The sequence below is a fragment of the Streptomyces chattanoogensis genome, from assembly GCF_001294335.1.
In the GTDB taxonomy this organism is placed as follows: Bacteria; Actinomycetota; Actinomycetes; order Streptomycetales; family Streptomycetaceae; genus Streptomyces; species Streptomyces chattanoogensis.
This window is the reverse complement of record NZ_LGKG01000140.1, coordinates 1-12299: the sequence shown is the minus strand read 5'-3', so window position 1 is coordinate 12299 and position 12299 is coordinate 1. Positions and strand designations below refer to the sequence as shown.

General features: G+C 69.2%; 11 protein-coding genes. 9 read left to right on the top strand and 2 right to left on the bottom strand.

Annotated features, from left to right (window positions below; all coding sequences use genetic code 11):
* The first annotated feature begins 83 nt into the window (after positions 1-83).
* From eccD to ADL29_RS19370, 6 genes are all read left to right on the top strand, one after another.
* Entirely contained in the window at positions 84-1547 is a 1464-nt protein-coding gene (eccD, locus tag ADL29_RS19395; RefSeq protein ID WP_053924919.1) for a type VII secretion integral membrane protein EccD, read from the top strand.
* Between the two features lie 152 nt (positions 1548-1699).
* The gene (gene rpsO / locus ADL29_RS19390) at positions 1700-1987 is read left to right on the top strand and encodes a 30S ribosomal protein S15 (protein WP_006602744.1); all 288 of its coding nucleotides are present in this window, start codon (positions 1700-1702) and stop codon (positions 1985-1987) included.
* 269 nt (positions 1988-2256) lie between these two features.
* Positions 2257-4473, top strand: coding sequence for a polyribonucleotide nucleotidyltransferase (locus ADL29_RS19385; RefSeq protein ID WP_053924918.1), 2217 nt, complete (start codon positions 2257-2259; stop codon positions 4471-4473).
* Entirely contained in the window at positions 4470-5849 is a 1380-nt protein-coding gene (locus tag ADL29_RS19380; protein WP_053924917.1) for a M16 family metallopeptidase, read from the top strand. Before ADL29_RS19385 ends, ADL29_RS19380 begins: the two co-directional genes overlap by 4 nt.
* Before the next feature lie 47 nt (positions 5850-5896).
* Positions 5897-6649 (top strand): 4-hydroxy-tetrahydrodipicolinate reductase, encoded by a 753-nt coding sequence (dapB, locus tag ADL29_RS19375; protein ID WP_046925705.1) that lies wholly within the window; start codon positions 5897-5899, stop codon positions 6647-6649.
* 14 nt (positions 6650-6663) lie between these two features.
* Positions 6664-7116: a tetratricopeptide repeat protein gene (locus tag ADL29_RS19370; protein ID WP_046925704.1), complete on the top strand. Its 453-nt coding sequence runs from the start codon at positions 6664-6666 to the stop codon at positions 7114-7116.
* A gap of 67 nt (positions 7117-7183) precedes the next feature.
* On the opposite strand, the gene ADL29_RS19365 is transcribed toward ADL29_RS19370, so the two are convergent.
* The gene (locus ADL29_RS19365; RefSeq protein ID WP_053924916.1) at positions 7184-7741 is read right to left on the bottom strand and encodes a hypothetical protein; all 558 of its coding nucleotides are present in this window, start codon (positions 7739-7741) and stop codon (positions 7184-7186) included.
* 102 nt (positions 7742-7843) lie between these two features.
* Positions 7844-8083, bottom strand: coding sequence for a hypothetical protein (locus ADL29_RS19360; protein ID WP_053924915.1), 240 nt, complete (start codon positions 8081-8083; stop codon positions 7844-7846).
* Between the two features lie 243 nt (positions 8084-8326).
* Here ADL29_RS19360 and thyX point away from each other — a divergent pair, with 243 nt between their 5' ends.
* From thyX to ADL29_RS19345, 3 genes are all read left to right on the top strand, one after another.
* Positions 8327-9085 (top strand): FAD-dependent thymidylate synthase, encoded by a 759-nt coding sequence (gene thyX / locus ADL29_RS19355; protein WP_046925701.1) that lies wholly within the window; start codon positions 8327-8329, stop codon positions 9083-9085.
* A 198-nt stretch (positions 9086-9283) separates the two neighbouring features.
* Positions 9284-10183 carry a 4-hydroxy-tetrahydrodipicolinate synthase gene (dapA, locus tag ADL29_RS19350; RefSeq protein WP_053924914.1) on the top strand — a complete coding sequence of 300 codons (900 nt, stop codon included), beginning with the start codon at positions 9284-9286 and terminating at the stop codon, positions 10181-10183.
* A 128-nt stretch (positions 10184-10311) separates the two neighbouring features.
* Positions 10312-11997: a ribonuclease J gene (locus ADL29_RS19345; RefSeq protein WP_053924913.1), complete on the top strand. Its 1686-nt coding sequence runs from the start codon at positions 10312-10314 to the stop codon at positions 11995-11997.
* Positions 11998-12299: the final 302 nt, after the last annotated feature.

Here is a 12299-nt window from a genome sequence, read left to right as displayed (position 1 = left end):
GCGTGCCACAGCCCCGTAGTGACGGCTTTATATATAGGGCGCGTGACGCGACAAAACGCCCAACGGATAGGGGGAACCGCCAGGTGAGCACGAGCACTGGCACCGGCTTCTGCCGGGTCACAGTGGCCGCGCCGGATGCACGGATCGACGTGGCGCTGCCGGAGGACGTCGCACTCGTCGACATTTATCCGGAGATCCTGCGGCTCTCCGGGCAGTCCCAGGCCGAGGGCGCTCCGACCGGCTACCACCTCGTACGCCGCGACGGCACGGTACTTGACGCCGGACAGTCGCTCGCGCAGCAGCAGATCCTCGACGGCGACCTCCTTCTCCTGAAGCCGTTCGCGGAGTCGCTGCCCCTCCCGGTCTTCGACGACGTCTCCGACGCCGTCGCCTCTGCGGTCAAGCAGAACCGCAGCCGCTGGAGCGACGACCTGATGAACTTCGTCGGCCTCACCGCCGGCGTCCTGCTGCTCACGATGATGGCGTTCGCGCTGTGGTTCTCGAACCCCCTCGACCGCGATATGCACCGCCTGCCCGGCATCATCGCCGGCGTCACCGGCATCGTCCTGGTCGCCCTGTCCGGCGTCCGCGCCAGGGTCTACGACGACCACGGCTCCTCCATCGCCCTGGGCCTGGCGTCCCTGCCCCATCTGCTGATCGCCGGCTCCGGCATCGTCCCCGTCGAGGCCGGCCACGGGCCCGGCAGGCTCCACCTCCTCGTCGGCTGTGTGACCGTACTGATCGCGTCCATCCTGCTGGTGGTCCTGCTGCCGCGCGGTGACGCCCCCTTCGTGGCCGCCGCCTTCCTGTCCGCCATCGGCACCCTGGCCGTCTTCGCGGCGATCCTCACCGACGCCCAGGGCCGCGAGGTCGCCGCCGTCACCGCCGTCGTCTCCATCGCGATGGTCGCCTGGCTCCCCGGCCTCTCCGCCCGCTTCGCCCGGCTGCCCATCGGCTACAAGTCGCCCGACCAGATCGCCAAGGGCTACGACGGCGAGCGCGGCGAGACCGAGTCGGTCGACTTCATCAAGATCGGCAACCAGGCCAAGCGCGGCCACGAGCTGCTCCTCGGCCTCGTCGCCGGCTGCGCGGCCCTCGTCGTCGGCTCCGCCGGTATCGTCCTCGGCTTCTCCGACAACATGTGGGCCCAGCTGCTGGCCCTGGCCGCCGGCATCACGATCATGCTGCGCGCCCGGCTCTTCGACTACACCGCGCAGGTCGCCTGCCTCACCATCGCCGGCATCCTGACGATCGTCCTGCTCATCCTGGGCATCGCGCTGCACCCGCCGACGGACATCATCACCGACTTCCTCCGGTTCAACGACTCCGGCCCGCTCAACATCCACACCGTCTGGTTCTCCTCCAGCATCGCGGTGGGCGCCGCCGTCCTCGTCGGCGTCGGCCTGATCGTCCCGCGCAAGGGTGTCACCCCCTTCTGGGGCCGGATCTTCGACATCTTCGACGGTCTGGTCCTGCTGTCCCTGGTCCCGCTGTGCCTCGCGGTGCTCGACGTGTACGCCACGGTGCGCGGCCTCACCGGCAGCTAGCGGCCGGCCACGGTCCTGCGGCGGCCCCCCGACCACCCGGTCGGGGGGCCGTTCTGTTGCTGGTACGCTGTGTGACGGTCCGCTCGAGTCATCCAAGATTCCCTGTGAAGCAAACCAGGGGCGCTCAAGGACCAGATCCTTAAGGAGTCCGCGTGTCGCTCGACGCCGCAACGAAGAAGCAGATCATGGCCGAGTTCGCCACCAAGGAGGGTGACACCGGTTCCCCCGAGGTCCAGGTTGCGATGCTCTCCCGCCGCATCTCGGACCTGACCGAGCACCTGAAGACCCACAAGCACGACCACCACTCCCGCCGTGGTCTGCTGCTGCTGGTCGGCCAGCGCCGCCGCCTGCTGCAGTACCTGGCCAAGAAGGACATCACGCGCTTCCGTGCGCTGGTCGAGCGCCTCGGCATCCGCCGTGGTGCGGCGGGCGCCAAGTAGGACGCCGTAGAGGGAGCGGTTCCCACCCGGGGGCCGCTCCCTTTGCCATACGTGCCGGACCCTTTCGCCACTACGCGGTGGACGGAAGGTTTGTAGTCTGGTGCCATATCGCAAAAGCGAACGCAGGGGAGCGCCACCTGGCCGCCGGTCCTCGGTAGTGGCCCCCGGAGATCTCCGGGAGCTTCGATCGAAGACCGGCCCGTACGGCGCTCCACCGCAGAAGGTCCGCTGCCACACGGGCAGCGGACGCAGACGAGGAGATATTCCTAGTGGAGAACGAGACCCACTACGCCGAGGCCGTGATCGACAACGGTTCGTTCGGCACCCGTACCATCCGCTTCGAGACGGGCCGCCTGGCCAAGCAGGCCGCCGGTTCCGCCGTGGCGTACCTGGACGACGACACCATGGTGCTGTCGGCCACCTCCGCTTCCAAGACGCCCAAGGACCAGCTGGACTTCTTCCCGCTGACCGTCGACGTCGAGGAGCGGATGTACGCAGCCGGGAAGATCCCCGGCTCCTTCTTCCGCCGTGAGGGCCGTCCCTCCGAGGACGCCGTCCTCACCTGCCGGCTGATCGACCGGCCGCTGCGCCCGTCCTTCAAGAAGGGCCTGCGCAACGAGATCCAGATCGTTGAGACGATCATGGCGCTCAACCCCGACCACCTCTACGACGTGGTCGCCATCAACGCCGCCTCCTGCTCCACGCAGCTGGCCGGCCTGCCCTTCTCCGGTCCCATCGGCGGCACCCGCGTCGCCCTGATCAAGGGCCAGTGGGTGGCGTTCCCGACGCACACCGAGCTCGAGGACGCCGTCTTCGACATGGTCGTGGCCGGCCGGGTCCTCCCCGACGGCGACGTCGCGATCATGATGGTCGAGGCCGAGGCCACCGAGAAGACCATCCAGCTGGTCAAGGACGGTGCCGAGGCTCCCACCGAGGAGGTCGTCGCCGCCGGTCTCGAGGCCGCGAAGCCCTTCATCAAGGTCCTGTGCAAGGCCCAGTCGGACCTCGCCGCCAAGGCCGCGAAGCCGACCGGCGAGTTCCCGGTCTTCCTCGACTACCAGGACGACGTCCTGGAGGCGCTGACCAAGGCCGTCAAGGACGAGCTCACCCAGGCGCTGACCATCGCCGGCAAGCAGGACCGCGAGGCCGAGCTGGACCGCGTCAAGGGCCTGGCCGCCGAGAAGCTGCTGCCGGAGTTCGAGGGCCGCGAGAAGGAGATCTCCGCCGCCTACCGGTCGCTGACCAAGTCCCTGGTGCGCGAGCGCGTCATCAAGGACAAGGTCCGCATCGACGGCCGCGGCCTCACGGACATCCGTACGCTCGCCGCCGAGGTCGAGGCGATCCCGCGGGTGCACGGCTCCGCCCTGTTCGAGCGTGGCGAGACCCAGATCCTGGGCGTCACCACCCTCAACATGCTCCGCATGGAGCAGCAGCTGGACACCCTTTCCCCGGTGACCCGCAAGCGCTACATGCACAACTACAACTTCCCGCCCTACTCCGTCGGTGAGACCGGCCGCGTGGGCTCGCCCAAGCGCCGCGAGATCGGCCACGGCGCGCTGGCCGAGCGCGCCATTGTGCCGGTGCTGCCGACCCGCGAGGAGTTCCCGTACGCGATCCGTCAGGTCTCCGAGGCCCTCGGCTCCAACGGATCCACGTCCATGGGCTCGGTCTGCGCCTCGACCATGTCGCTGTTCAACGCCGGTGTGCCGCTCAAGGCCCCGGTCGCGGGTATCGCCATGGGCCTGATCTCCCAGGAGATCGACGGCGAGACCCACTACGTCACCCTCACCGACATCCTCGGTGCGGAGGACGCGTTCGGTGACATGGACTTCAAGGTCGCCGGCACGAAGACCTTCGTGACCGCCCTCCAGCTGGACACCAAGCTGGACGGCATCCCGGCCTCCGTCCTGGCCGCGGCCCTCAAGCAGGCCCGCGACGCCCGGATGCACATCCTGGACGTGATGAACGAGGCGATCGACGTTCCGGACGAGATGTCCCCGAACGCGCCGCGGATCATCACCGTCAAGATCCCGGTGGACAAGATCGGTGAGGTCATCGGCCCCAAGGGCAAGATGATCAACCAGATCCAGGAGGACACCGGCGCCGACATCACGATCGAGGACGACGGCACCATCTACATCGGTGCCGCCGACGGTCCGGCCGCCGAGGCCGCCCGCGCCACGATCAACGGCATCGCCAACCCGACCATGCCGGAGGTCGGCGAGCGCTACCTGGGCACGGTCGTCAAGACCACCACCTTCGGTGCGTTCGTCTCCCTGCTCCCGGGCAAGGACGGCCTGCTGCACATCTCGCAGATCCGCAAGCTGGCCGGCGGCAAGCGCGTGGAGAACGTCGAGGACGTGCTCGCGGTGGGCGCCAAGGTCCAGGTCGAGATCGCCGAGATCGACCAGCGCGGCAAGCTGTCGCTGATCCCCGTCATCGAGGGTGAAGACGACGCCGACAAGAAGGACGACGCCGACAAGTGACGTCCCGTAGCTCGCAGGCGACGGCCCGCACCTCTTCGGAGGGGCGGGCCGTCGCCCGTACCCAAACGCTTCTCAAGGGCGCCGCGGGCGCCGGCACGGTCCGCCGGACCACCCTGCCCGGCGGTCTGCGGATCGTCACCGAGACGCTGCCCTCGGTCCGCTCGGTCACCTTCGGCATCTGGGCCCACGTCGGCTCCCGCGACGAGACCCCGACGCTCAACGGCGCCACGCACTACCTCGAGCACCTGCTCTTCAAGGGCACCGAACAGCGCAGCGCACTCGACATCTCCGCCGCCATCGACGCCGTCGGCGGCGAGATGAACGCCTTCACCGCGAAGGAATACACCTGCTACTACGCGCGGGTGCTCGACGCCGACCTGCCGCTCGCCATCGACGTGGTGTGCGACATGCTCACCGGCTCGCTGATCGAGGCCGAGGACGTGGACGCCGAGCGCGGCGTCATCCTCGAGGAGATCGCGATGACCGAGGACGACCCGGGCGACTGTGTGCACGACCTGTTCGCGCACACCATGCTCGGCGACACCCCCCTCGGCCGCCCGGTCCTGGGCACCGTCGACACCGTCAACGCCCTCACCCCCGAGCGCATCCGCCGCTTCTACAAGAAGCACTACGACCCCACCCACCTCGTGGTCACCGCCGCGGGCAACATCGACCACGCCAAGGTCGTCCGCCTCGTCCGCCGCGCCTTCGAGCGGGCCGGGGCCCTCGGCCGTACGGACGCCACCCCGATCGGCCCGCGCTCCGGCAGCCGCGCCCTGCGCACCGCCGGCCGCGTCGAACACCTCGGCCGCAAGACCGAGCAGGCGCATGTCATCCTCGGCGTGCCCGGGATGTCCCGGACGGACGACCGCCGCTGGGCCATGGGCGTCCTGAACACCGCCCTCGGCGGCGGCATGTCCTCCCGCCTCTTCCAGGAGGTCCGCGAGAAGCGCGGCCTGGCCTACAGCGTGTACTCATACACCTCCGGCTTCGCCGACTGCGGGCTGTTCGGCGTCTACGCGGGCTGCCGCCCCAACCAGGTGCACGACGTCCTCAAGATCTGCCGCGACGAACTCGCCCAGGTGGCCGCCGACGGCCTCACCGACGACGAGATCCGCCGCGCGATCGGCCAGCTCCGCGGCTCCACCGTCCTCGGCCTGGAGGACACCGGCGCGCTGATGCACCGCCTCGGCAAAAGTGAGCTGTGCTGGGGAGAGCAGATGTCGGTCGACGAGATGCTCGCCCGGATAGCCGCCGTCACTCCCGACGAGGTCCGCGAGGTGGCCCGCGAGGTCCTGGGCGCCCGCCCCTCGCTGTCCGTCATCGGCCCGCTGAACGACCGGCAGGCGGCCCGACTCGACGCCGCCGTCGCCTAGCCGCCGTACCCCGTAGAGCGCCGTATCACGAGAGAGAGCTGGAAACGATGAGCAAGCTGCGCGTGGCCGTCCTGGGTGCCAAGGGCCGCATCGGGTCGGAGGCCGTACGGGCCGTCGAGGCCGCCGAGGACATGGAGCTGGTCGCGGCCCTGGGCCGGGGCGACAAGCTGGAGACCCTGGTCGAGGCCGAGGCCCAGGTGGTTGTCGAGCTGACCACCCCGGGCGCCGTGATGGGCAACCTCGACTTCTGCGTCCGGCACGGCATCCACGCCGTCGTCGGGACGACCGGCTGGACCGACGACCGCCTCGCGCAGCTGCGCACCTCGCTCGCCGCCTCCCCGGAGGTCGGCGTGCTCATCGCACCCAACTTCTCCATCGGCGCGGTGCTCACCATGCAGTTCGCCCAGCAGGCGGCCCGCTTCTTCGAGTCCGTCGAGGTCATCGAGCTGCACCACCCGAACAAGGCGGACGCCCCGTCCGGTACGGCGGCCCGTACGGCCCAGCTGATCGCCGCCGCCCGCAAGAAGGCGGGCAGCGCCCCGCAGCCGGACGCCACCACCACGGCCCTGGACGGTGCCCGCGGCGCGGACGTCGACGGCATCCCCGTCCACTCCGTACGGCTGCGGGGCCTGCTGGCCCACCAGGAGGTCCTCCTCGGCGGCGAGGGGGAAACCCTCACCATCCGCCACGACTCCCTCCACCACAGCAGCTTCATGCCGGGCATCCTGCTCGGTGCGCGCCGTGTGGTGACCACCCCGGGCCTGACAGTGGGCCTGGAAAACTTCCTCGACCTGGGCTGACGGGCAACCCCACCGTGCGCGCAAAGATCACCTACTTCGTCCTCGCGGCCGTTCTCGTCGTCTATTTCGTTTTGGTCGGCAGCCGCGGCGTCCTGCTCATCGAGCAGGGCACCGCGGTCACCGTCGCCTTCGGCGCCGCCGTCCTGATCCTGCCGTTCATCGGCCTGTGGTTCCTCTGGCACACCACCCGGTTCGCGCGCAGGGCCGGCATCCTTGCGCGCGAGCTGGAGGCCGAGGGCGGGCTGCCGGTCGACGAGCTGCGGCGCACCCCCGGCGGCCGGATCGACCGCGACTCGGCCGACGAGGTCTTCGCCAGGCGGCAGGCCGAAACGGAGGAGGCCCCCGGCGACTGGCGCACCTGGTTCCGCCTCGCGGTCGCCTACCACGACGCCCGCGACACCCCACGCGCCCGCAAGGCGATGCAGCACGCCATCGCCCTGCACGACAAGAAGCCCGTACGGAGCTGAATCCGTACGGGCTCGGGGGTGCGGGGCGGCCGTCCGGCCGGGGCGGCTGCGTGGCCGCGTGGCCGCGCTAGGAGCGGTACTCCGCCGCCCATGCCTCCAGCACATCCGCCGCCCGCTCGAAGGCATCGGCGCGGGACTGGAAGTCACTGTTGCGGTCCGTGATGAGGACCCGGGGCTCTTCGGCCGGCACCCGGTGGACGATCACGGCCTGGCCCTGCACCGTACGCGGCAGCCCCAGCCAGCGCACCGGCTGCTGCACCGTACGGACCATGGCGACGGCGCTCCACGGATCGGTCGTCGTACGCAGCAGTCCTACCTGCCGCAGACCGCTCGCGCTCACCCACACCCCCGCGCGCAACAGGCGCAGGGCGAAGGCGATCAGCAGCGCCGCGACCACCCCACAGATCACGGCGCCGGTGAGCGAACCGGCCAGCCCGATGATCATCGCCGACAGCAGGACGAACGAGGCGAGCAGCAAAAACACCGCCGCCGTCCCCACTCGCCACGGTCCGGGGCGGTAGGGACGGCGCCAGCGGTCGGGCCCGGTATGCGGGAGTGCGGCCCGGTCCGCCGTACGGCCACCGCCGTCGAGGTCGCGGTCGGCCGTCAGGAAGGGCAGGGGCACGGCAGAACCTCACTCATGGACACGCATACGGATGCTGTGACCGGTGAGGCTATCGGGCCCCGCGGAGCGGAACCACCCGGTGCCGCTCCGCCGCCCGCACGGTCAGCGGTGCGCCGCCTCGGAGTGATGGACCCGGCTGGGGCCGGAGCTGTCCTGCTGCAGCGACGGAATGCCGAACAGCAGGGCACCGGCCAGGCCGCCCACGACGGTCAGGGTGATCAGGGAATGGCCGAGAAGCTGCGTCCGTGAGGCGCGCTGGCGCGGCGGGGGAGTGACATTGCTGCGGAACCGGTCTGCCTCGGCAACGAAGGCGAACGGGACGGGCTCTCGCCGGCGGAACATGAGCGGGCTCTCCTAGGAACCTCGAAGTGGGCACTGTCACAGGGGTAGACGTCTTTGTCGTCCGTTTGGTGCCCGTTTTCAGCGTCTTCTGTGAAAAATATCAAGCGCCGGCCCACTCCTGGGCACGCGGGGTCCGTTTTGCGGCTAACGAGGTATCAGGAGTCGGTTCCGGAGCTTTCCCGGCCTGTCGGTGGCGGGCCGTAGGCTGGGCGCCGCACGAGGATCGATTGGAAGGAACCGCCGGTGTCCCACACCCCCGCCGAGAGCACTGAGAGCCCTGACGGCGCAGCCGCCAGCTTCCGGAGCGAGGTGACGGTCGAGCTGGTCAAGCACAGCGCGGCCGACAGTGACGTGCTCTGGGCCGCCCGCGTCTCCACGGCCGGCGAGCAGTCCCTGGAGGAGCTCCAGAAGGACCCCGAGCGTTCCAAGGGCCTGATCAACTTCCTCATGCGGGACCGCCACGGCAGCCCCTTCGAGCACAACTCCATGACGTTCTTCATCAGCGCGCCGATCTTCGTCTTCCGCGAGTTCATGCGGCACCGCGTCGGCTGGTCGTACAACGAGGAGTCCGGCCGCTACCGGCAGCTGGAGCCGGTCTTCTACGTTCCCGGCGAGTCCCGCAAGCTGGTCCAGCAGGGCCGCCCCGGCAAGTACGAGTTCGTCGAGGGCACCCCGGCGCAGCACGAGCTCACCACCCGCGTCATGGAGGACACCTACCGCCAGGCCTACGAGGCCTACCAGGAGATGCTCGCCGCCGGCGTCGCCCGTGAGGTGGCCCGCGCCGTCCTCCCCGTCGGCCTGTTCTCCTCGATGTACGCGACGTGCAACGCCCGCTCGCTGATGCACTTCCTCGGCCTGCGCACCCAGCACGAGCAGGCGAAGGTGCCCTCCTTCCCCCAGCGCGAGATCGAGATGGTCGGCGAGCAGATGGAGGCCCACTGGGCCGAACTCATGCCGCTCACCCACGGCGCATTCAATGCGAACGGCCGCATTGCGCCGTAAAGCACCAGGCGGCGGGCGGGGCGCCGCAGGCAGGGGAGTGGATGCCTGAAGTGTCCGGATTGCGGCACTTTGAGAAGTTCATCTACTCTGAACAAACGGACCCGGCACTGCTTGAACCCCCGAGCAGGCAGTGCCGGAGTCCACATCCCTGCTCCCCAGGCGCGCATCCCGAGGTGCGCTACGAGTAGCGTGGGACCCATGGCTCCGACTTCCACACCGCAGACCCCCTTCGGGCGGGTGCTGACCGCCATGGTCACGCCGTTCACGGCGGATGGCGCACTCGACCTCGATGGCGCCCAGCGGCTCGCCGCCCATCTGGTGGACGCCGGCAACGACGGCCTCGTCGTCAGCGGCACCACCGGTGAGTCCCCGACCACCAGCGATGCCGAGAAAGCCCAGCTCGTACGCGCCGTGGTCGATGCCGTCGGAGACCGCGCCTTTGTCCTGGCCGGAGTCGGTACCAACGACACCCGGCACAGCCTCGAGCTCGCCCGCGCCGCCCAGGACGCCGGCGCCCACGGCCTGCTCGCGGTGACGCCGTACTACAGCAAGCCCCCGCAGGAGGGCCTGCTGCGTCACTTCACCGCCATCGCGGACGCCACCGACCTGCCGGTCATGCTCTACGACATCCCCGGCCGCAGCGGCGTCCCGATCAACACCGAGACCCTCGTCCGGCTCGCCGAGCACCCCCGGATCGTCGCCAACAAGGACGCCAAGGGCGACCTGGGCCGCGCCAGCTGGGCCATCGCCCGCTCCGGTCTCGCCTGGTACAGCGGCGACGACATGCTCAACCTCCCGCTGCTCTCGGTCGGCGCCGTGGGCTTCGTCTCCGTCGTCAGCCACCTCGTGACGCCCGAGCTGCGCGCCCTCCTGGACGCCCACATCAACGGCGACGTCACCAAGGCCACCGAGATCCATCAGAAGCTGCTGCCCGTCTTCACCGGCATGTTCCGCACCCAGGGCGTGATCACCACCAAGGCCGCCCTCGGCATTCAGGACCTGCCCGCAGGGCCGCTGCGCCTGCCGCTGGTCGAGCTCTCCCCCGAGGAGACCGAACAGCTCAAGCGCGACCTTGCCGCCGGCGGGGTACAACTCTGATCACAGACTTCACAACTGAACACCGCACAACTGCATACCGACCAACAACCGCCACATAGCAAGTGCACGAATGTCATGCGCGCCACGTGCCTCGACGGCAGCGTGGCGCGTGTGGTGAGGAGAGTCTTTTGAGTCATCCGCATCCCGAGCTCGGCGCCCCGCCGAAGCTTCCCAAGGGCGGCCTGCGCGTCACCCCCCTCGGCGGCCTGGGTGAGATCGGCCGCAACATGACGGTCTTCGAGTACGGCGGCCGGCTGCTGATCGTCGACTGCGGAGTGCTTTTCCCCGAGGAGGAGCAGCCCGGAATCGACCTGATCCTGCCGGACTTCTCGTCCATCCGGGACCGCCTCGACGACATCGACGGCATCGTGCTCACGCACGGCCACGAGGACCACATCGGCGGTGTCCCCTATCTCCTGCGCGAGAAGCCGGACATCCCCCTGATCGGCTCCAAGCTGACCCTCGCCCTGATCGAGGCCAAGCTCCAGGAGCACCGCATCCGTCCCTACACGCTGGAGGTCGCCGAGGGCGACCGCGAGCGCCTGGGGCCCTTCGACTGCCAGTTCGTGGCCGTCAACCACTCCATCCCGGACGCCCTGGCAGTGGCCATCCGCACTCCGGCGGGCATGATCGTCCACACCGGCGACTTCAAGATGGACCAGCTCCCGCTGGACCGCCGCCTCACCGACCTCCCCGCCTTCGCCAAGCTCGGCGAGGAAGGCATCGACCTTCTCCTCTCCGACTCCACGAACGCCGAGGTCCCGGGCTTCGTCCCGCCCGAGCGCGACATCTCGAACGTGCTGCGCCAGGTGTTCGCCAACGCCCAGAAGCGCATCATCGTGGCCAGCTTCGCCAGCCATGTGCACCGCATCCAGCAGATCCTCGACGCCGCCCACGAATACGGCCGCCGGGTCGCCTTCGTCGGCCGTTCGATGGTCCGCAACATGGGCATCGCCCGCGACCTGGGTTACCTCAATGTCCCGGCGGGCCTGGTCGTCGACGTCAAGACCCTCGACGACCTCCCCGACGACGAGGTCGTCCTGGTCTGCACCGGCTCCCAGGGCGAGCCGATGGCCGCGCTCTCCCGTATGGCCAACCGGGACCACCAGATCCGCATCGTCCAGGGCGACACCGTGATCCTGGCGTCCTCCCTCATCCCGGGCAACGAGAACGCGGTCTACCGCGTGATCAACGGCCTGACCCGCTGGGGCGCCAACGTCGTCCACAAGGGCAACGCCAAGGTGCATGTCTCCGGCCATGCGTCGGCCGGCGAACTCCTATACTTCTACAACATCTGCAAGCCCAGAAACCTGATGCCGGTGCACGGCGAATGGCGCCATCTGCGCGCCAACGCCGAACTGGGAGCCCTGACCGGCGTACCGAAGGACCGCATCGTCATCGCCGAGGACGGCGTCGCGGTCGATCTCGTCGATGGCGTCGCAAAGATCGCCGGCAAGGTCCAGGCGGGCTATGTCTACGTCGACGGCCTCTCGGTCGGCGATGTCACCGAAACCCACCTCAAGGACCGCCGCATCCTCGGCGACGAAGGCATCATCTCGGTCTTCGTGGTCGTGGACAGCAGCACCGGCAAGGTCACCGGCGGTCCGGACGTGCACGCCCGCGGTTCCGGCATCGACGACACGGCCTTCCAGGGGGTCATCCCGAAGATCGAGGAGGCCCTGGCCAAGTCGGCCCAGGACGGCATCACCGAGCCCCACCAGCTCCAGCAGCTGATCCGCCGCTCGGTCGGCAAGTGGGTGTCCGACAACTACCGTCGGCGCCCGATGATCCTCCCCGTGGTCGTCGAGGTCTGACGCCCGAGGCCGTACGAAGTCGTACGAAGGTCCTCAAGTCGGAGCGGGGCACCCGGATTTGCATCCGGGCGCCCCGCTCCAGTAGGTTTACGGCTCCGCCCGAACGGGAAGCCCTGCACGCCAGCGCGTACGGACATGCCTCCCCCGCGGTAGCGGAATTCCGACCCAAAACATTCTGTTAAAGTCGGACAAGCCGAAAGGCGCCCCCTCCGACGGGAAATCGGAACCGAAATTCGACCGGAAACGGCGAGGCCCGGATCTGCTAAAGTCGGAAAGACCGAAAAGCGAAAGCCGGACGGTCA

Excerpts from the sequence above, each read along its gene's own strand:
- ADL29_RS19360 (WP_053924915.1), bottom strand. The coding sequence starts at position 8,083 with ATGTTCCGCCGGCGAGAGCCCGTCCCGTTCGCCTTCGTTGCCGAGGCA.
- dapA (WP_053924914.1), top strand. The coding sequence starts at position 9,284 with ATGGCTCCGACTTCCACACCGCAGACCCCCTTCGGGCGGGTGCTGACC.
- dapB (WP_046925705.1), top strand. The coding sequence starts at position 5,897 with ATGAGCAAGCTGCGCGTGGCCGTCCTGGGTGCCAAGGGCCGCATCGGG.